We start from the raw sequence: 18,664 nt of genomic DNA, 5'->3' as shown, positions 1-18,664 counted from the left end.
TCTCATCGGCAGCGTCAGGAAGCACATCATGGCTCGGACACGGGCAGCGGACTTCGAGGAAAAGCAGCGCGTCATCCTGGACCACGCGGCACAGGTCTTTGCGGACCAGGGGATGGAGAAAGCCTCCATGTCCCAGATCGCCACGGTGGCGCAGGTGTCGAAGGCGCTCCTCTACCACTACTACCCCAGCAAGGACGCGCTGATCTTCGCGATCATTACCACGCATCTGGAGGGGCTGGACGCGGCCATCGAAGCCGCGGACGACCCCGCGCTTCCGCCCCAGCAGCGCCTGCGGAAACTGGTGGGCGCGGTGCTGGAGAACTACCGGGGAGCGGACAACCAGCACAAAGTCCAGCTGAACGCGACCTCGGCCCTGTCGGACGAGCAGAAGGCCGAAATCACCGCCATCGAACGCCGCATCGTCCGGCGTTTCTCGGTGGTGCTGGACCAGGTGAACCCGGGACTGAACACCAAGGAGCGTCCGCTTCTGATGCCCGTTACCATGTCGCTCTTCGGCATGATGAACTGGGTCTACATGTGGTTCCGCGACGGCGGCCGCATCAGCCGCGAGGATTACGCGGATGTGGCGACGACCCTGATCCTGGAAGGGATCAAGGCCGTTCGTTGAGGCCCGCCAGCACCTTCGGGTCATAGGCCGGGGCTTCGGCGCGGCGGCGGTTTGGCTCTGGCGCGGTCAGCGGCGTTGCGGGTTGCAGTTTCTGCGGGGCCTCCAGGGCGAGGCGCTGGTAGATCGCGGTGCCTTGCGATTTCCAGGCGATCTCATCGTCGGACAGTTCCCGCAGGACCTTGGCCGGGCTGCCCACGGCCAGGCTGCGTGGGGGGATCTGCGCGCCCGCCTTCACGAAGGCCAGCGCCGCGACGATACTGTCCGCGCCCACCACCGCCTCGTCCATCACCACGGCGTTCATGCCGACCATCGCGTTCCGCCCGATCCGGCAGCCGTGCAGCACCGCGCCATGGCCGATGTGGCCGGCTTCCTCGATCACTACGTCCTTGCCGGGAAAGGCATGGACCACACAGGTTTCCTGCAGGTTGCTGCCCATCTCCATCACGATCCGCCCGAAGTCGCCGCGCAGCACCGCGCCCGGCCCGACATAGCAGGCCGGGCCGATGATGACGTCACCGATCACCACGGCCTCGGGGTGGACGAAGGCCGTTGGGTCGATCACCGGGACGATGCCGTCCCAGGAGTAGATGCGCCCGGTCACTCGGCCGCCTGGGCCACGGACGGCCAGACCTTGGCCACCATGGTCAGCACGTCATACTGGGCCACGACTTGCCCGGTCTGCTTCGTCACCTGGCAATCCCAGCGTACCTCGCCGTGTTCGGCATTGGCGCGAGGGTTGATTTCCTTGCAGGTCAGCCGGACTTGCAGCGTGTCGCCGAAGTAGACCGGCGTCAGGAATCGTAAGGAGTCGACGCCATAGTTCGCCAGGACCGGACCGGGAGCAGGGTCCACGAAGAGGCCCGCCGCGAAGGACGCGATCAGGTAGCCATGCGCCACGCGGTCGTCGAAGAACGGGTTCGCCTTGGCGGCGGCGCTGTCCATGTGGGCATAGAAGGTGTCGCCGGTGAAATGGGCGAAATGCTCCACATCCTCCAGCGTCACCTGCCGGGCCGCCGTGACCAACTGGTCACCGATGCGCAGTTCCGCCAAAGACTTGCGGAAGGGGTGGACGCCGTGCTGCACGTCCGCGCCTTCGATCCAGCGACCCGTCACGGCAGAGAGCAACCGAGGGCTGCCCTGCACGGCAGTGCGCTGCATGTAGTGCTTCACGCCGCGCATGCCGCCCATCTCCTCGCCGCCGCCCGCGCGACCGGGGCCGCCGTGGACCAGCGGGGCCAGGGGCGAGCCGTGGCCCGTCGAGGACTTCGCCGTCGCCCGGTTGCCGATCAGCACCCGCCCGTGATGCGGGGCGAGGCCCAGCACGGCGGCCTCTGCCACCTTGGTGTCGTCGGTGAAGACCGAGGACACCAGCGAGCCCTTGCCCTTGGCGGCCAGCGCCACGGCTTCCTCGATGTCGTCATAGGGCATGACGGTCGACACCGGCCCGAAGGCCTCGACATCATGGACCGCGCCGGCCGCGAAGGGCTTGTCGCAATACATCAGGACCGGGTTCAGGAAGGCCCCTGCCCCGGCATCGCCCGACACCACGCGCACGGTGTCGGGGTTGCCGGCCACGATTTCGGCATCTGCCTGCAACTCGCGGATCCGCGCCCGCACCTCGTCGCGCTGGTCGAGGCTGGCGAGCGGACCCATCCGCGTCGCTTCGTCCCCCGGCAGGCCGAGCGCGGTCTTGTCCAGCCGGTCGCCAAGCGCGGCGATGACCGCCTGCACATGGGCGCGCGGCACGAAGACCCGGCGGATCGCTGTGCATTTCTGGCCCGCCTTGGCCGTCATCTCGCGGGCGACTTCCTTGACGAAGAGGTCGAATTCCGCCGTTCCCGGCCCGGCATCGGGGCCAAGGATCGACGCGTTCAGGCTGTCCGCCTCCATCGTGAAGCGAGTGGAATTCTCGATGACCGCCTTGTGCGATTTCAGCTTCCGCCCCGTCCAGGCCGAGCCGGTGAAGGTCACCGCATCTTGCCCCGTCACATGGTCCAGAAGGTCGCCCACAGACCCCGAGATCAGTTGCAACGCGCCATCCGGCAGAAGCCCCGTCTCGACGATCCGCCGCACGACCAACTCGGTCAGATAGGCGGTCTGGCTGGCCGGTTTCACGATGCAGGGAACGCCCGCGATCAGGGTCGGGGCGATCTTTTCCAGCATTCCCCAGACGGGGAAGTTGAAGGCGTTGATGTGGACCGCGACGCCTTGCAGCGGTTGCAGGATGTGCTGGGCGACGAAGCTGCCGTCCTTCGACAGGACCTCGACCTCGCCATCGGTCAACACGCGGGTGTTTGGCAGCTCGCGCCGGGCTTTCGAGGCGAAGGTCAGCATGGTGCCGATCCCGCCCTCGATGTCGATCCAGCCGTCGGACCGGGTGGCACCGGTGTGCAGGCTTTCGGCGTAGAATTCTTCCTTCAGCTCCATCAGCCGCAGGCCCAAAGCCTTGAGCATCCCGGCCCGGTCATGGAAGGACATGGCGCGCAGTTTCGGCCCCGCCACCTCGCGCCCGTAGGCAAGGGCGGCGGCGAAGTCGATGCCGGTGGAATCGATGGTGGCCACGACCTCTCCGGTCGCGGCGTCGAGCAGGGGTTGGCCGTCGCGGGCGCCGGGGGTCCAGCGGCCCGAAACAAAGCTTTCCAACCGGCGCGGGGGGCGGGCCGATGAGGTCATGGGCATATCCTTGGTCTAGGCGGGGGCCAGGCCCCCGGCAGGTCAGTTCAGGCCGATCGGCCCAAGAGTTTCCGCGACCAGCGCATCCCAGCGGGCGTGCAGAGTCTCGTTGGTGGCGTGGCGCAGGCCGAAGCGGGCCTGGGTCTCGTAGCGGGCCGAGTTCGCGATGCCGAAGGTCACGGCCACGCGCGGACGCCAGTAGGCGACGGCGGCTTTCGCTTGGGCCTTGCCCTCGTCCGTGGCGACAAGCTGGTCCAGCCCCTCGATCCCCAGCGCGGCATGACGCGCCTCTCGCGGGGCGATCTCGCGGAAGACCTCGGCCAGCGGGGCATAGGAGACTCGGGTGAGTTCGGTCATCTGGACGCCGGTCGCCAGACCCATCAGCACGTTCATCACCACCGCATCGGCCCAGCCGGTGATCGGGTAGTGGAACACCGACAGGCGCATGTCGCCGCCCGTGCGGGTCGAGCCGAAATCGGCATCCCGTCCCAGGCGCGCGGCCCAGTCGTGCTGGCGCTGATAGCGCGCGGTGTCGGTGCCGAAATCAGCCATCACGTTCAGCACGCGTTCGGCATGGTCGGCCTTTTCCAGCGTGATCCGGCTTGCGGCGATCCGCTCCTTGATGCCGGGCGCAAAGTTGATCGACCCGGCGAACCCGGCAGAGGCCGCCAGTTCGCTGTCGACGAAGGACGACATCAGCCGCAGAAGCTCACCCCGATAGCGCGCGGGCACGTTGCCGGGAGAGGTCAGGACGCCGCCCTGGGCCAGGTAGTCCTCGATGTTCATCGTCTCGGTCATCTGATCCTCACTCGTCAAAGGTGACGACGACCTTGTCGGTCACCGGGAAGCTCTGGCAGGACAGGACGTAACCGGCCCGGACCTCGTAATCCTCAAGCGCGTGGTTGGTGTGCATCTCGACCTCGCCCTCGACGACCTTGCAGCGGCAGGTGGAGCAGACCCCGGCCTTGCAGGAATAGGGCGCGTCGATCGCGTTCTCGATCGCGGCGTCCAGGATGCTTTGCCCCTGGCGCGGCATGGCGAAGCTGCGGGTGGTGCCGTCCAGCGTCACCGTGGCAGAGGTGGAGTTGCCCGCATTCAGCTCGGCTTTCGAGACGGGCTTGGCCTTGGCGCGGCCGGGCTGGCCAGAGGCGAAAAGCTCGAACTTGATCTGCGCGTCGGTCAGGCCGTGGTCGCGCAAGCTGGCGGCGATGGCCAGCATCATCGGCTCCGGCCCGCAGATGAAGGCGGTGTCGACGGACTTCGGGTCGATCCAGCCGGTAAACAGCGCCTTCATCTTGTCCGCGTCCACCCGGCCGGTGAACAGGTCGATCTCCTGCGCCTCAGTCTCAAGCACGTGGATCACCGAGAAGCGGCCGAGGTAGGTGTTCTTCAGATCCTCAAGATCCTCGCGGAACATGATCGTGTTGATCGCGCGGTTTGCATAGACCAGCGTGAAGCGCGAGTTCGGCTCGTCCGCCAGCACGGTCTTGATGATCGACAGCACCGGGGTGATGCCCGACCCGCCCGCGAAGCCCAGGTAGTGCTTCTCGGCCGCCGGATCGACGGGGGTGAAGAACTTGCCCATCGGGGGCATGGCCTCGATCTCGTCGCCGGGGGCGAGGTTCTCGTTCGCCCAGGTGCTGAATGCACCGCCATCGACGCGCTTGATCCCCACCTGCAGCACGCCCTCGTGTCGGCCTGCGCAGATCGAATAGGACCGGCGCAGTTCCTCGCCGTCGAAGCTGCGGCGGAAGGTCAGGTACTGGCCCTGGGTGAAGTCGAAGAGCGCGCGGTCCTCATCGCGCGGGGCGAGCGTCACAACCACGGCGTCGCGGGTTTCGCGGCGAACCTCGGTGACCTTCAGCGGATGAAAGCGAGACATCATGTCCTCCCGTACGGGTGCATCCTCAGATGCATTTGAAATAGTCGAAGGGTTCCAGGCAGTCGGTGCAGCGGTAACTGGCCTTGCAGGGGGTCGAGCCGAACTGGCTGACCTTCTCGGTCCTGGTCGATCCGCAGCGCGGGCAGGCGATCACCAGGTTCGAGGTGCCCGCCAGCCGGGCGATCCGCCCCGCAAGGCGGCCGTCGGCGGCGGTGCCGTCCACCGGCGGCGCGATGCCATAGGCGCGCAGCTTCTCGCGGCCTTCGGGCGTGATCCAGTCGGTGGTCCAGGGGGGCGACAGCTGGCGTTCCAGCCGCAGCTTCCCGATCCCCTTGGCGCGCAGCGCGGCCTCGATGTCCAGGTTGATGACGCTGGTCGCGGGGCAGCCCGAATAGGTGGGCGTGACCGTGACGACCAGCGTGTCGTCCTGCCATTCCACGCCCCGGATGATGCCCAGATCGGTCAGGCTGATCACCGGGATTTCCGGGTCCGGCACCTGGGCCAGCCAGTGCCGCACCATCTGGATATCGGGAAGCACCGCGCTGCCCATGGCGTTACCAGGTGCCGCCCGGATAGGCGCGCTGCAGGAACTGCATGTCCGCCAGGATGAAGCCAAGCGCCTCGGTGTGACGCCCCTGCTTGCCGCCCTTGTGCTGGAAGCTGCCTTCCGGCTTGACCAGCGTCGCCTCGGCCAGAACCTCGGCCACCGTGCGGTCCCAGGCGGATTTCAGGCTTTCCGGCGCAGGCGCGATCCCGGCCTCAACCATCGCCTGATCCACCGCATCGCCCAGGAACAGCTCGCCCGTATAGGGCCACAGCACGTTCAGCGCCTTCTGCATCCGGGCGCGGCTTTCCTCGGTCCCGTCGCCCAAGCGGATCACCAGATCGGCCGAGCGTTCCAGGTGGTAGGCCACTTCCTTCGCCGCCTTGGCCGCGATCTCGGCCACGCGCTTGTCCGAGGATGCCTGCAGCGCCCGCAGCATCTCCATAGCCCAGGCGTCGAACAGGAACTGGCGCATCAGCGTCTGGCCGAAGTCGCCGTTGGGGCGCTCCACCAAGAGCACGTTGCGGAACTGCGCTGCGTCGCGCAGATAGGCGAGGTTGTCGGCCGTCCGCCCCTTGCCCTCGACCTCGCCAGCCAGGCCCAGCCACAGCTGTGTCTGGCCGATCAGGTCCAGCGCGGTGTTGGCCAGAGCGATGTCTTCCTCCAGCACGGGGGAATGCCCGCACCATTCGGACACGCGATGCCCCAGCACCAGGCAGTTGTCGCCCATCCGGCACAGCCAGTCGACGAAGGCATCCTCGGGGGCCGCGCCCTTGGCGGCCATCGTGCGGATGCCGGGCGCGCGCGCCAGGTCCGCATCGGCGGTCATCACATCGGTCAGCGAGGGCATCACATATGCCCCACTTCAGCCGGGATGTCGAAGAAGGTCGGGTGACGATAGACCTTGGAGTTTGACGGCTCGAACAGCGGGCCTTTGTCCGACGGGGCCGAGGCGGTGATCTCGTTCGATTTCACGACCCAGATCGACACGCCTTCATTGCGGCGGGTGTAGACGTCGCGGGCGTTGCAGATCGCCATTTCGGCGTCGGGCGCGTGCAGGCTGCCGACATGGCGGTGGTTCAGGCCATGCTGGCCGCGGATAAAGACTTCCCACAGGGGCCATTCGCTGGACATGGGTCATTCCTCCCGGTTCGGGTCAAGGGGTGGGGCGGGCCTGCGCAGCCCGCCGGCAAATCACTCGGCCGCGATGCGCGCGGCGGCGCGGCGGGCGTCCTGCTTCTTCGCATGGGCCATCAGGCCTTCGCGGAACCAGGCGCCGTCTTCCCAGGCGGTGACGCGGGCTTCCATCCGCTCGGCGTTGCAGGGGCCATTCCCGGCGATCACGTCGAAGAACTCGTCCCAATCGGGCTCGCTGAAATCGTAGCCGCCCTTCTCTTCGTTCCACTTCAGGTTCGGGTCGGGGATCGTCAGGCCCAGGTATTCGGCCTGCGGCACGGTCTGGTCGACGAACTTCTGGCGCAGCTCGTCGTTGGTGTTGATCTTGATCTTCCACTGCATCGACTGCGCGGAGTGGACGGAGTCCTTGTCCGACGGGCCGAACATCATCAGCGCCGGGTACCAGAAGCGGTTCATCGCATCCTGGGCCATCGCCTTCTGCTCGGGCGTGCCCTGCAGGCACATCTTCAGCAGGATGTCGTAGCCCTGGCGCTGGTGGAACGACTCTTCCTTGCAGATCCGGATCATCGCGCGGCTGTAGGGACCGTACGAGGTCTTCTGCAGCTGCACCTGGTTCATGATCGCCGCGCCATCGACCAGCCAGCCGACGGTGCCGATATCGGCCCAGTTCAGCGTCGGATAGTTGAAGATCGAGGAATACTTCATCTTGCCGTTATGGAGGAGCTCCAGCAGCTCATCCCGGCTGACGCCCAGCGTCTCGGCGGCGGAATAGAGATAAAGACCATGTCCCGCCTCGTCCTGCACCTTGGCGAGAAGGATCGCCTTCCGCTCCAGCGTCGGCGCGCGAGTGATCCAGTTGCCCTCGGGCAGCTGCCCCACGATTTCGCTGTGCGCGTGCTGGCCGATCTGGCGGATCAGGGTCTTGCGATAGCCTTCCGGCATCCATTCCTTGGGTTCGATCTTCTCGCCCCGATCGATGCGGTCCTGGAAGGCGCGTTCCTGTTCGGACATCTCCTCACGGGACTTGGCGCCTTCGGCCTTGACCATCTGTGCATACATGGGTCGTGTCCTCCCTCAGACTTTCTCGATGATGATGGCGATGCCCTGCCCCACGCCGATGCACATGGTGCAAAGCGCGTAGCGGCCGCCGGTGCGGTGCAGCTGGTACATCGCGGTGGTGATCAGCCGAGCGCCCGACATGCCCAGCGGGTGGCCCATCGCGATGGCCCCGCCGTTCGCATTCACATGCGCCGCGTCGTCGGGCAGGCCAAGGTCGCGCAGCACGGCCAGCGCCTGCGCAGCGAAAGCCTCGTTCAGCTCGATCACGTCCATCTGGTCCAGCGTCATGCCGGCGCGGGCCAGCACCTTGCGGACCGCGGGTGCCGGGCCGACGCCCATGACCCGGGGCTCCACCCCCGCCGCCGCCATGGCGACGATCCGCGCCTTGGGCGTCAGGCCCTGCGCCTTCGCCGCTTCCGCCGACAGCACCGCCAGCGCCGCCGCGCCGTCGTTCACGCCCGAGGCGTTCCCGGCCGTCACCGAAAGCTCCGGCCCATTGACGCCGCGCAGCTTGGCGAGCTGTTCCAGCGTGGTTCCGGGGCGCGGGTGTTCGTCGGTGTCGATGACCAGCGGATCACCCTTCTTCTGCGGGATCACCAGCGGCACGATCTCGTCCTTGAAGACGCCAGCCGCTTGCGCCGCGGCCCAACGCTGCTGGCTGCGCAGCGCGAAGGCGTCCTGGTCGGCGCGGCTGATGTTGTAGTCTGCCGCCACGTTGTCGGCGGTTTCCGGCATCGAGTGGGTGCCGTAGATCTTCTTCATCGCCGGGTTGGGGAAGCGCCAGCCGATGGTGGTGTCATAGACCGCGTTCGACCGCGAGAACGCCGTCTCGGCCTTGGGCATCACGAAGGGCGCGCGGCTCATGCTTTCGACGCCGCCCGCGATGACGAAGTCGCAGTCCCCGGCCTTGATCGCCCGCGCAGCCATGCCGACCGCATCCATGCCCGACCCGCAGAGGCGATTCACCGTGGTCCCCGGCACGCCGATGGGCATGCCCGCCAACAGCACGGCCATCCGGCCCACGTTGCGGTTGTCCTCGCCCGCCTGGTTGGCGCAGCCGTAGATCAGGTCATCGACCTGGGACCAGTCCACGCCCGGATTCCGCGCCATCAGCGCTTTCAGGGGTTCCGCCGCCAGATCGTCAGCGCGCACCTGCGCCAAGGCCCCGCCATAACGCCCCACCGGGGTCCTGACCGCATCGCAAATGAAGGCGTCGCGCATCCTTGCTCCTGTTGTCTGCTGAGGCCGGCGATTCCTCATTCACCGACCGATCGGTCAACGTATACATCGCCAAACATCACAGGAAAAGCAAAATTTGCTCCTGCAGTGTAATGTTTTGCACCACCCCATGATCTGGCTTGCCAATCAATCGGTTACGTCTCAGATGGAGCCAAGCAGCCCGGCCTTGCGACGCTCAGTGGCGTCGGTTTCCGCTGGCAGCAGACCATCCGCCCCCTCGCAGGCGGCGCCGATATGCCGGTGTGCGGCTGGCGTCAGGGCAAGGTAAAGGTGGCGAAACAGGGCGCGTGCCTCGGACCCGTTCCAGTCGGCTGGCAGATGCTCGGCCGGCAGCCGCGGGTCGCGCAAGAGCACGATCCGGTAGGCATGGACCAACAGCAACCGGGTCATCAAGGCCTGGGCATCAGACAGGGCGGCAGGATTGACCAAGCCGAACAGCGCCATGAAGCGGTCATAGCCGTCCCGCAAGGCGCTAAGGTCCCAGAACCCCGCCAAAGGCTCGGCAGTCGTCACCGTCTCGGCATGAAAGACCATGGCGCCAGCGGGCGGGGCCTGGCCCCGGTCCGGGCGGATGAACACCGGGCCGCCCATATGGCCCAGTCGCTGGCGACGCGCATCCTCGGGCCTCAGATCCGGATCGTGCAGGATCTGCCAGCCCTTCGCCGGACGGTCGGGGCCGTAAAGCAGATCGGCAGCCTGCATGAACTCGTCAGCGGCCGAACTGCGCAACCGATAAAAGCTGCGCCGACCTAGGCGCTCACCCTGCAACCGCGAGGCCGCCACCAGCCGCGAGACGGCGGTCCGCACAAGCGATTCACTTATGCCCACGCGCGAGCACAGGTTGATCAGCGTTCCCGTCCACAGCGTCCCGCCCCGCGGCACGACGATGTCGCCGTAGACCGTGACGATGAACGCGGCCGCGTTCAGTCGCAGTTCCAGTGCGATCTCGTCGATTGGCACGGTGGGTCCTTGTGACACATAGCGCGCGCGGAAGGTGCGGGGCAGACACATCCGCGCCCGGACTGCCCAGGTCAAGACCTTTCGACGGTGCGGGGCCGTGGCCTTCAAGCACTTCCATGCGCAACACGCCGCGCAAGGCCCTTCGCTCAGCGGCCGTCGCACCGGCCCGCAGGGACAGCCCGCCGGGACTGCGCCCTTTCCAACAGGGCACTTTTCCTGTATGGCCCCCGCCATCTGAGACGTGAGGCCCGCCCCCGGGGCCCGTGCGAAGGATCGGGGGGACGGCGGCAATGGGGCCGCCAGATATCGGGGGCACCGGCAGGGGCCGGGTCCTCAGAGGAAACGATACATGTTCAATGTGACCAAGAAATCGATCCAGTGGGGCAGCGAGACGCTCACTCTGGAAACGGGGAAAGTTGCGCGCCAGGCGGATGGGTCTGTGATCGCGACGCTTGGCGAAACCCAGGTGATGGCCAACGTGACCTTCGCGAAGACCGCGAAGCCGGGCCAGGACTTCTTCCCCCTGACCGTTCACTACCAGGAAAAGTACTACGCAGCCGGCAAGATCCCCGGCGGCTTCTTCAAGCGCGAAGCGCGTCCGTCCGAAAAGGAAACGCTGGTTTCCCGCCTGATCGACCGTCCGATCCGCCCGCTCTTCGTCGATGGCTTCCGCAACGAAGTGCTGGTCATGGCGACCGTGCTGTCCTGCGACCTGGTGAATGACCCCGACATCGTGGCGATGATCGCGGCCTCGGCGGCGCTGACCGTCTCGGGCGTCCCGTTCATGGGCCCCATCGGTGCGGCCCGCGTCGGCTTTGTCGACGGCCAGTACGTGCTGAACCCGGCGATGGACGACATGACGCAGCTGCGCATGAAGCCCGAACAGCGCCTGGACCTCGTCGTCGCCGGCACCAAGGACGCCGTTATGATGGTGGAATCCGAGGCTTACGAGCTGACCGAAGAGGAAATGCTCGGCGCCGTGGTCTTCGGTCACGAGCAGATGCAGCCGGTGATCGACCTGATCATCGACTTCGCCGAGACCTCGGCGAAAGAGCCGTTCGACTTCACCCCGCCCGATTTCTCGGAGCTTTACGGCAAGGTGAAGAAGGCCGGCGAAAGCCTGATGCGCGCCGCCTTCGCTCTGCGTGACAAGCAGGAGCGCACCTCGGCCATCGAAGCCGCCGTCGCCGCGATCACCGCGAAGATGAGCGAGGAAGACCAGGCCGACCCGAACCTCTACCCGGCGATCAAGCAGCTGGAATCGGCAGTTCTGCGCGGCGACGTCGTCAAGAACGGCAAGCGCATCGACGGCCGCGACACCAAGACCGTCCGCCCGATCGTCTGCGAAACCGGCGTCCTGCCGCGTGCGCACGGCTCGGCGCTGTTCACCCGGGGTGAAACCCAGGGCCTCGTCGTCACCACGCTGGGGACGGGCGAGGATGAGCAGATCATCGACGCGCTGAACGGCAACTACCGCTCGAACTTCCTCCTGCACTACAACTTCCCGCCCTACTCGGTCGGCGAAGTTGGCCGCGTGGGTTCGCCCGGCCGTCGTGAGATCGGCCACGGCAAGCTCGCCTGGCGCGCGTTGCAGGCGGTGCTCCCGGCTCCGACCGACTTCCCGTACACGATCCGCGTCGTGTCCGAGATCACCGAATCGAACGGCTCCTCCTCCATGGCTTCGGTCTGCGGTGGCTCGCTGTCGATGATGGACGCGGGCGTTCCGCTGAAGGCCCCCGTGGCTGGCGTCGCGATGGGTCTGGTGCTGGAAGAGGACGGTGACTGGGCGGTCCTGACCGACATCCTGGGCGACGAGGATCACCTCGGCGACATGGACTTCAAGGTCGCCGGTACCGCGGCTGGCATCACCAGCCTGCAGATGGACATCAAGGTTGCCGGTATCACCCCGGAAATCATGAAGCAGGCTCTCGCACAGGCGAAAGACGGCCGTCTGCACATCCTGGGCGAAATGGCCAAGGCCATCAGCGCGCCACAGGGCTTCAGCGAATACGCCCCGAAGATCGAGACGATGCAGATCCCGACCGACAAGATCCGCGAAGTGATCGGCTCGGGCGGCAAGGTCATCCGCGAGATCGTCGAGGTCTCGGGTGCCAAGGTCGACATCAACGACGACGGCCAGATCAAGATCGCCTCGAACGACCAGAAGGCCATCAAGAAGGCCTACGACATGATCTGGTCGATTGTGGCGGAACCGGAAGAGGGCCAGATCTACACCGGCAAGGTGGTGAAGCTGGTCGACTTCGGTGCCTTCGTGAACTTCTTCGGCAAGCGCGACGGTCTGGTGCACGTTTCCCAGATCGCCAACAAGCGCCTGAACCATCCGAACGAGATCCTGAAGGAAGGCCAGGAAGTGAAGGTCAAGCTTCTGGGCTTCGACGACCGTGGCAAGGTGCGCCTTGGCATGAAGATGGTCGACCAGGAGACCGGCGAGGAAATCGTCGAGAAGAAGGAAGAAGCCGCCGAGGGCTAAGTCCTTCGTCTGGCGTGAATGTGAAGGCCCTGCGGGAAACCGCGGGGCCTTTTTCGTCTTGTCTCACGGCTTCTTGTGGTGCGCGTGACCTGCGCCTCCGCAAGGATCGCAAGCAGAGGACGAAAGCATGATCTTTACCCGCCGCACCTTCATCATTTCGGGCATGGCCACCGCCTTGCCGCTCCGCGCGCTGGCGCACGAACAGTCCGCAGAGGACTGGATCATGCCCGAAGAGTTCCTTCCCCGGCCGGTCCGCTTTTCCGAACCCCAGGCACCGGGCGCGGTCATCGTCGACCCGGACTACTTCGCGCTTTACCTGGCGATCACTCCGGACGAGGGCATGCAGTATTCCGTCGGCGTCGGGCGCGGAAACCTCTATGAGTCCGGCGTCTTCTCCGTTGGCGCCAAGAAGGAATGGCCCTCCTGGACCCCGACCGACGACATGATCGAGCGTGATCCCGACCAGTATGCCAAATGGGCAGACGGGATGCCCGGCGGTCCGGACAACCCCCTGGGCGCCCGGGCGCTCTACCTCTTCGACGATGCCGGCAACGACACCTTCCTACGCATCCACGGCACGCCCGAACCCTGGACCATCGGCTCAGCCGTCTCGAACGGCTGCGTGCGGCTGGCCAATGAGCACATCATCGAGCTTTACGACGCCGTGGAACTCGGCGCGCCGGTGTTGCTGCTGCCGAAGGTGGAAAGCGTCTGACCTCTAGAACGTTATATTATAACATACTAGAACCTCCGCCAATCCGGAGGTTCCCATGCCCGACACCCGCCTGCCCGTCACCGTGCTTTCCGGCTTCCTTGGCGCCGGGAAGACCACGCTGCTGAACCATGTCCTGAACAACCGCGACGGCCGCCGCGTGGCGGTGATCGTCAACGACATGTCCGAGGTGAACATCGACGCCGACCTGATCCGCGAGGGGACTGAACTGTCCCGCGCCGAGGAAAAGCTGGTCGAGATGTCGAACGGCTGCATCTGTTGCACGCTGCGCGACGACCTTCTGACCGAGGTCCGCCGCCTCGCCGCCGAGGGGCGCTTCGACTACCTCCTGATCGAAAGCACCGGCATCGCCGAACCCATGCCGGTGGCCGCGACCTTCGATTTCCGGGACGAGAACGGCAACAGCCTGTCCGACGTGGCGCGCTTGGACACGATGGTCACCGTGGTCGACGCGATCAACCTTCTGCGCGACTTCTCCAGTCACGATTTCCTCGCCGACCGGGGGGAAAGCCTGGGGGAGGAGGACAACCGCACCCTCGTCAACCTCCTGACCGACCAGATCGAATTCGCCAATGTGGTGATCCTGAACAAGGTCCGCGACGCAGGCCCCGACCGCGCCGATGCCGCCCGCAAGATCATCAAGGCGCTCAACCCCGACGCCCGCCTGATCGAGACCGACCACTCCCGCGTCGACCCGGAAGCCATCTTCGACACCGACCTCTTCGACTTCGACCGCGCCGCCGAACACCCGCTTTGGGCCAAGGAGCTCTACGGTTTCGCGCACCACACGCCCGAAACCGAGGAATACGGCATCACCTCCTTCGTCTATCGCGCCCGCGCGCCCTTCCACCCCGGCCACATCCATGCCGTCCTGAACGGCGACCTTCCCGGCGTGATCCGCGCCAAGGGGCATTTCTGGCTGGCGACGCGGCCCAACTGGGTCGCCGAGTTCTCGCTGGCCGGGGCCGTGTCTTCGGTCACCCCGCTGGGCGGCTGGTGGGCGAGCGTCCCGAAAGAACGCTGGCCGACCCATCCCGACGCGTTGCAGGAAGTGGCTTCCAAATGGCAGGAACCCTGGGGCGATCGGCGGCAAGAGATCGTCTTCATCGGACACGGCATGGACGAGGCCGCGCTCCGTGCCCGGCTCGACACGGCCTTGGTCCCGGCGACGAAGTTCACCCCCGAAGCCTGGACCGGATTTTCCGACCCCTTCCCCGACTGGCGGCGCAAGGCGGCATGAGCAGTAACCTCACCTCTCCCCGCGCCCGCTGGCGCGCGACCAATCCCATGTCCGCCTACGACCGGCTCCCCCCAGACCTGCGGACATGGCTGGCCGGGGCTGCGCTTCCCTGGAGCGCGGCCTCGGTTCTTCGCATCTGGCAGAAGGCGCTCAAGGAAACCGGCTGCACCAAGGCCGCGTGCGAAAGGCTGGCCCGCGCCGAACAAAAGACCCTCGCGCGCGAGGCGGCGAGGGTCTGGGGATCATGCTATCCGGACGTTCAGGCCTTGGCGAAGCGCAGGTAGGGCAGCTTGATGTCCAGCTCGCCGAAGCGCTCCTTGGCCTGGTCGTTGTTCAGCGCCAGGGCCACGATCACGTCCTGTCCCGGCACCCAGTTGGCGGGGGTGGCCAGCGGCACGCCGTCGGTCTTCTGCACCGCGTCCAGAGCGCGCAGGATTTCCGCGAAGTTGCGGCCGATCGACATCGGGTAGGTCATCGACAGGCGGATCTTCTTGTCCGGCCCGACGATATAGACCGTCCGCACGGTTGCCGAGTTCGCGGGGGTCCGCCCCTCGGTCGGCAGGTAATAGTCGGCCGGCAGCATGTCATAGGCCTTGGCGACCGTCAGGCTGGTGTCGTCGATGATCGGGAAATCCGCGGGCGCGCCACCGAAGGCCTCGATGTCGCGCTTCCACTTGCCGTGGTCTTCCACGCTGTCCACGGACACGCCGATCACCTTGGTGTTCCGCTTCTTCCATTCCGCCGCCAGCTGGGCAACGGCGGCGAATTCCGTGGTGCAGACCGGGGTGAAGTCGCGGGGGTGGCTGAAGATGATGCCATAGCTGTCGCCCAGCCAGTCGTGGAACTTGATGGTCCCGGCGGTGGATTCGGCGGTGAAATCGGGGGCGACGTCATTGATGCGGATGGCCATGCTTAACCTCATGCGGTTGGGAATCCTGACTGCGGGAAACATATGCCCATCGGAACAGGGTTTCATCCCCCCGCGTGATTGCCGGGGGAAATAGGAACGACGTTCTGTGGAAAGGCAGGCGGACAGCAGCTTCGTCCCACTGGAAGCCGTCAGTCGAAGGTCCCTGTCACCCGCCCGAACAGCATGAAGGCCCGCGCCGTCCGCGTGTCGGCCAGGTCCGCAAGCTCGGCGTCAGTGGCATTCGGCTCGAAGGCCGCGACGGTCTTGTCGAAGGTGCGCAAGAAATGGTGCGCGGCGTCACGGAAGACGGGGTCCGACTTCATCCGCGCGGCCGTCAAGGCCAGAGAGGCCCGGTCACGGATCCCGCCCAGCGCGGCGATCGACCGACCCCGCTCCCCCGCCGCAAATCGCCTCCAAAGCTCGGGGTGGCAAAGGTCGGGCTGCAGGTCATCCATGTAGATGCCGTCCTGACTGAGAAGCGTCAGCACATCCTGCGCCGCGCGGATCAGCTTGGACGAGGTCCGATCCTCCAACGCCAGCCGCAGGGCGCGGAAGCCCTCCTTGTCCTCGGGCGTTTCGGGAAACTGCAGGGCCCGGATGAAGTCGGCAACCGACAGCGGCGGGCGAAAATCCTCGGGCGGGGTTCCCAGCGCCAGGGTCGGCTCTTCCACCGTCGGCTCGGCCCGTGGCTGAACCAGCGCTGCCTTGCGGTCGGCGGAAGGCACCGTCAGAGAAGCATCCCGGCGCGAAGTGAAGGTTGCCAGCACCGTCTGCGCCTCGCGGGTCGAGGCGGCGATCTCGTCCAGCTTCTTCTCGACCGAGGGTTTCAGCCCCTGCGCCTGCGACTGGGCCTGCACATAGCTGGACCGCATCGCGTCCACGGTCGCTTGCAGGCGCTTCGCCTCTGCCCGCAACTCGCGGATCGACCGCAGGGTGACCACGACGGCCCAGATCAGCGCAATGGGCAGGAAGACCATGAGCAGCGTCATAACCAGGCCCAGGGTCCGCGACTCGCTGCCCGGAGGGGTGACCAGCACGTAGACCAGGATCAGCATGACCCAGACGAAGCTGAGAGCGACGCCCGCGATCTCCAACCCGCGGCGCGGCGGATCGTTCAACTGCGCCAGAGGACCGTCCATCAGGCCGGCGTTCCCTTTGGGCAGGTCCTTCACGGGCGGTTTCACCACGGCGCCCCCGTCAGAGGTAGCGGATCGACAGGACTTCGTAGGACCGGGTCCCGCCGGGTGTCTTGACCTCGACGCTGTCGCCTTCCTCCTTGCCGATCAGGGCACGGGCCAAAGGAGAGCGCATGTTCAGAAGCCCGTTCTCGATGTCGGCCTCGACCTCGCCGACGATCTGGTAGGTCTTCTCTTCGTCCGTGTCCCCGTCAACCAGCGTCACGGTCGCACCGAACTTGATCGGGCCGCTGAGTTTCGATGGGTCGATCACCTCGGCGAGCGAAAGCGTGCCCTCAAGCTCCTTGATCCGACCCTCGATGAAGCCCTGCTTCTCGCGCGCGGCGTGGTATTCGGCGTTTTCCGACAGGTCGCCATGCTCGCGCGCCTCGGCAATATCCCGGATGATGGCCGGACGGTCGACCGTCTTCAGCTGCTTCAGTTCGGCATCCAGCGCTTCGAAACCGCGCCGGGTCATCGGGATCTTTTCCATCGGCATTCCACAGTAAAAGAAGAAGCCACGGGTCGGGATACGACCCATGACTTCGGACAACGCCCCTTCACCACACCCGATGGAGTGCATAAATGCAAGGGGTCATGCCGCGCCCGCGCGACAGGCGGTCGCGGGGAAGACAGAAAGTTTCACTCGGTAATGCGCCTGTGGCGTGATGTTGCGTCACGGTTGACCTTGTGTCGCCGCTGGGGCAACAGGGACGCCGCAAGAAGCCAAGGTTCAGGGTGGGTGGGACCGCCCGGGAAGGACAGCTATGACCGTTCAGCGCGAGAAGATGGACTATGACGTCGTGATCGTCGGCGCGGGCCCTGCCGGCCTGTCGGCGGCGATCCGACTCAAGCAGCTGGACCCGGAACGGTCGGTCGTGGTGCTGGAGAAGGGCTCGGAAGTCGGCGCGCATATCCTGTCGGGTGCGGTGCTGGACCCCTGCGGCCTGGACGCGCTTCTCCCCGACTGGCGCAACATGGGCGCACCGATCAAGACCGCGGTGAAAGAGGACAACTTCTACCTCCTCGGCCCCGCCGGTCAGGTCCGCATCCCGAACTGGCCGATGCCGCCCCTGATGACGAACCACGGCAACTACATCGTCTCGATGGCCAACGTCTGCCGCTGGATGGCGCAGGTCGCCGAGGGGCTCGGCGTGGAAATCTTCCCGGGCATGGCCTGCTCCGAACTGGTGTTCGAGGATGACAAGGTCGTCGGCGTCGTCGCCGGCGAATTCGGCCGCGACCCCGAAACCCGCGAGCCGGGCCCGTCCTACGAACCCGGCATGGAGCTTCGCGGCAAGTACGTCTTCCTCTCCGAAGGCGTCCGCGGCAGCCTCGCGAAGCAGGTCATCGCCAAGTACGAGCTGTCCAAGGGCCACTGCCCGCAGAAGTTCGGCCTTGGCATGAAGGAAATCTGGGAGATCGACCCCGCCAAGCACCGCGAGGGCACCGTCACCCACACGATGGGTTGGCCCCTGGGCAAGAACGCGGGCGGCGGGTCCTTCATCTATCACTTGGAGAACAACCAGGTCTACGTGGGCTTCGTCGTCCACCTGAACTACGAGAACCCCCACCTCTACCCCTACATGGAGTTCCAGCGCTTCAAGCACCACCCGATGGTCGCGGACCTCCTCAAGGGCGGCAAACGCGTGGCCTATGGCGCCCGCGCGATTTCGGAAGGCGGCTGGCAGTCGATCCCGAAGATGGTCGCCCCTGGGGTCGCCCTCCTCGGCTGCAGCGCCGGTCTTGTGAACGTCCCCCGCATCAAGGGCAACCACAACGCCATGCTGTCCGGCAAGGCCGCGGCCGAGGCAGCGCACGCCGCGATCTCTGCCGGCCGCGCCCAGGACGAACTGACCGCCTATGAAACCGAAGTCCGCACCGGCGCCATCGGCCGCGACCTGAAGAAGGTCCGCAACGTCAAGCCCTTGTGGTCCAAGTACGGCCTCGTCGCCAGCCTGATGGGCGGCGGTCTCGACATGTGGCTCAACAC

The 18,664-nt window shown here is 66.1% G+C and carries 19 protein-coding genes; 6 read left to right on the top strand and 13 right to left on the bottom strand.

Annotation, left to right across the window (positions count from 1 at the left end):
- Positions 1–28: 28 nt before the first annotated feature.
- On the top strand, positions 29–628 hold the full coding sequence (locus ACE3Q6_RS08315; RefSeq protein ID WP_374430863.1) for a TetR/AcrR family transcriptional regulator: 600 nt from the start codon (positions 29–31) through the stop codon (positions 626–628).
- On the opposite strand, the gene ACE3Q6_RS08310 is transcribed toward ACE3Q6_RS08315, so the two are convergent.
- The 10 genes from ACE3Q6_RS08310 to ACE3Q6_RS08265 form a co-directional block, all read right to left on the bottom strand.
- On the bottom strand, positions 612–1,229 hold the full coding sequence (locus tag ACE3Q6_RS08310; protein WP_374430861.1) for a transferase hexapeptide repeat family protein: 618 nt from the start codon (positions 1,227–1,229) through the stop codon (positions 612–614). The genes ACE3Q6_RS08315 and ACE3Q6_RS08310 overlap by 17 nt on opposite strands.
- Positions 1,226–3,301, bottom strand: coding sequence for a phenylacetic acid degradation bifunctional protein PaaZ (gene paaZ / locus ACE3Q6_RS08305; RefSeq protein WP_374430859.1), 2,076 nt, complete (start codon positions 3,299–3,301; stop codon positions 1,226–1,228). The genes ACE3Q6_RS08310 and paaZ overlap by 4 nt, the downstream gene beginning before the upstream one ends.
- A 42-nt stretch (positions 3,302–3,343) precedes the next feature.
- Positions 3,344–4,099 (bottom strand): Phenylacetic acid catabolic protein, encoded by a 756-nt coding sequence (locus ACE3Q6_RS08300; RefSeq protein WP_374430856.1) that lies wholly within the window; start codon positions 4,097–4,099, stop codon positions 3,344–3,346.
- A gap of 7 nt (positions 4,100–4,106) precedes the next feature.
- Positions 4,107–5,183, bottom strand: coding sequence for a 1,2-phenylacetyl-CoA epoxidase subunit PaaE (gene paaE / locus ACE3Q6_RS08295; protein WP_374430854.1), 1,077 nt, complete (start codon positions 5,181–5,183; stop codon positions 4,107–4,109).
- Positions 5,184–5,208: 25 nt separating this feature from the next.
- Entirely contained in the window at positions 5,209–5,733 is a 525-nt protein-coding gene (gene paaD, locus ACE3Q6_RS08290) for a 1,2-phenylacetyl-CoA epoxidase subunit PaaD (protein WP_374430851.1), read from the bottom strand.
- Positions 5,734–5,737: 4 nt separating this feature from the next.
- Entirely contained in the window at positions 5,738–6,577 is an 840-nt protein-coding gene (gene paaC / locus ACE3Q6_RS08285; protein WP_374430849.1) for a 1,2-phenylacetyl-CoA epoxidase subunit PaaC, read from the bottom strand.
- Positions 6,577–6,861: a 1,2-phenylacetyl-CoA epoxidase subunit PaaB gene (gene paaB / locus ACE3Q6_RS08280; protein ID WP_101922879.1), complete on the bottom strand. Its 285-nt coding sequence runs from the start codon at positions 6,859–6,861 to the stop codon at positions 6,577–6,579. The genes paaC and paaB overlap by 1 nt, the downstream gene beginning before the upstream one ends.
- Before the next feature lie 60 nt (positions 6,862–6,921).
- The gene (paaA, locus tag ACE3Q6_RS08275) at positions 6,922–7,923 is read right to left on the bottom strand and encodes a 1,2-phenylacetyl-CoA epoxidase subunit PaaA (protein ID WP_374430845.1); all 1,002 of its coding nucleotides are present in this window, start codon (positions 7,921–7,923) and stop codon (positions 6,922–6,924) included.
- Between the two features lie 15 nt (positions 7,924–7,938).
- Positions 7,939–9,144, bottom strand: a complete 1,206-nt coding sequence (gene pcaF / locus ACE3Q6_RS08270) for a 3-oxoadipyl-CoA thiolase (RefSeq protein WP_374430843.1) — start codon at positions 9,142–9,144, stop codon at positions 7,939–7,941.
- A gap of 159 nt (positions 9,145–9,303) precedes the next feature.
- Entirely contained in the window at positions 9,304–10,197 is an 894-nt protein-coding gene (locus tag ACE3Q6_RS08265; protein ID WP_374430841.1) for a PaaX family transcriptional regulator C-terminal domain-containing protein, read from the bottom strand.
- A 274-nt stretch (positions 10,198–10,471) separates the two neighbouring features.
- Between ACE3Q6_RS08265 and pnp the strand changes: the two genes are divergently transcribed.
- The 4 genes from pnp (at position 10,472) to ACE3Q6_RS08245 (ending at position 14,870) form a co-directional block, all read left to right on the top strand.
- Positions 10,472–12,613, top strand: coding sequence for a polyribonucleotide nucleotidyltransferase (gene pnp / locus ACE3Q6_RS08260; RefSeq protein WP_374430839.1), 2,142 nt, complete (start codon positions 10,472–10,474; stop codon positions 12,611–12,613).
- 127 nt (positions 12,614–12,740) lie between these two features.
- Positions 12,741–13,328, top strand: coding sequence for a L,D-transpeptidase (locus ACE3Q6_RS08255; RefSeq protein ID WP_374430837.1), 588 nt, complete (start codon positions 12,741–12,743; stop codon positions 13,326–13,328).
- Between the two features lie 55 nt (positions 13,329–13,383).
- Positions 13,384–14,586: a GTP-binding protein gene (locus ACE3Q6_RS08250; protein WP_374430835.1), complete on the top strand. Its 1,203-nt coding sequence runs from the start codon at positions 13,384–13,386 to the stop codon at positions 14,584–14,586.
- Positions 14,583–14,870: a DUF6525 family protein gene (locus ACE3Q6_RS08245; protein WP_374430833.1), complete on the top strand. Its 288-nt coding sequence runs from the start codon at positions 14,583–14,585 to the stop codon at positions 14,868–14,870. Before ACE3Q6_RS08250 ends, ACE3Q6_RS08245 begins: the two co-directional genes overlap by 4 nt.
- Here ACE3Q6_RS08245 and ACE3Q6_RS08240 read toward each other — a convergent pair.
- The 3 genes from ACE3Q6_RS08240 to greA form a co-directional block, all read right to left on the bottom strand.
- Positions 14,846–15,496: a peroxiredoxin gene (locus tag ACE3Q6_RS08240; RefSeq protein ID WP_374430831.1), complete on the bottom strand. Its 651-nt coding sequence runs from the start codon at positions 15,494–15,496 to the stop codon at positions 14,846–14,848. The genes ACE3Q6_RS08245 and ACE3Q6_RS08240 overlap by 25 nt on opposite strands.
- A gap of 149 nt (positions 15,497–15,645) precedes the next feature.
- Complete coding sequence (locus ACE3Q6_RS08235) at positions 15,646–16,680, bottom strand: hypothetical protein (RefSeq protein ID WP_374430828.1); 1,035 nt, start codon at positions 16,678–16,680, stop codon at positions 15,646–15,648.
- Between the two features lie 13 nt (positions 16,681–16,693).
- A complete protein-coding gene (gene greA / locus ACE3Q6_RS08230) occupies positions 16,694–17,164 on the bottom strand; it encodes a transcription elongation factor GreA (protein WP_374431076.1) in 471 nt (156 codons plus the stop codon).
- A 274-nt stretch (positions 17,165–17,438) separates the two neighbouring features.
- Between greA and ACE3Q6_RS08225 the strand changes: the two genes are divergently transcribed.
- A partial coding sequence (locus tag ACE3Q6_RS08225; RefSeq protein WP_374431074.1) for an FAD-binding protein occupies positions 17,439–18,664 on the top strand: 1,226 nt, incomplete at its 3' end.

Origin of the sequence: Tabrizicola sp. (assembly GCF_041913445.1) — a bacterium.
Lineage (GTDB): Bacteria > Pseudomonadota > Alphaproteobacteria > Rhodobacterales > Rhodobacteraceae > Tabrizicola.
Note: the sequence above shows the minus strand (reverse complement) of the source record. Positions and strands in the feature narration are given on the sequence as shown.

What these genes read in the sequence shown, in the direction of transcription:
- pnp (WP_374430839.1), top strand. Translation starts at nt 10,472, where the DNA reads ATGTTCAATGTGACCAAGAAATCGATCCAGTGGGGCAGCGAGACGCTC.
- paaB (WP_101922879.1), bottom strand. Translation starts at nt 6,861, where the DNA reads ATGTCCAGCGAATGGCCCCTGTGGGAAGTCTTTATCCGCGGCCAGCAT.
- ACE3Q6_RS08300 (WP_374430856.1), bottom strand. Translation starts at nt 4,099, where the DNA reads ATGACCGAGACGATGAACATCGAGGACTACCTGGCCCAGGGCGGCGTC.
- paaD (WP_374430851.1), bottom strand. Translation starts at nt 5,733, where the DNA reads ATGGGCAGCGCGGTGCTTCCCGATATCCAGATGGTGCGGCACTGGCTG.
- paaA (WP_374430845.1), bottom strand. Translation starts at nt 7,923, where the DNA reads ATGTATGCACAGATGGTCAAGGCCGAAGGCGCCAAGTCCCGTGAGGAG.
- ACE3Q6_RS08245 (WP_374430833.1), top strand. Translation starts at nt 14,583, where the DNA reads ATGAGCAGTAACCTCACCTCTCCCCGCGCCCGCTGGCGCGCGACCAAT.
- paaZ (WP_374430859.1), bottom strand. Translation starts at nt 3,301, where the DNA reads ATGACCTCATCGGCCCGCCCCCCGCGCCGGTTGGAAAGCTTTGTTTCG.
- paaC (WP_374430849.1), bottom strand. Translation starts at nt 6,577, where the DNA reads ATGCCCTCGCTGACCGATGTGATGACCGCCGATGCGGACCTGGCGCGC.
- ACE3Q6_RS08255 (WP_374430837.1), top strand. Translation starts at nt 12,741, where the DNA reads ATGATCTTTACCCGCCGCACCTTCATCATTTCGGGCATGGCCACCGCC.
- ACE3Q6_RS08250 (WP_374430835.1), top strand. Translation starts at nt 13,384, where the DNA reads ATGCCCGACACCCGCCTGCCCGTCACCGTGCTTTCCGGCTTCCTTGGC.
- paaE (WP_374430854.1), bottom strand. Translation starts at nt 5,183, where the DNA reads ATGTCTCGCTTTCATCCGCTGAAGGTCACCGAGGTTCGCCGCGAAACC.
- ACE3Q6_RS08240 (WP_374430831.1), bottom strand. Translation starts at nt 15,496, where the DNA reads ATGGCCATCCGCATCAATGACGTCGCCCCCGATTTCACCGCCGAATCC.
- greA (WP_374431076.1), bottom strand. Translation starts at nt 17,164, where the DNA reads ATGGAAAAGATCCCGATGACCCGGCGCGGTTTCGAAGCGCTGGATGCC.
- pcaF (WP_374430843.1), bottom strand. Translation starts at nt 9,144, where the DNA reads ATGCGCGACGCCTTCATTTGCGATGCGGTCAGGACCCCGGTGGGGCGT.
- ACE3Q6_RS08315 (WP_374430863.1), top strand. Translation starts at nt 29, where the DNA reads ATGGCTCGGACACGGGCAGCGGACTTCGAGGAAAAGCAGCGCGTCATC.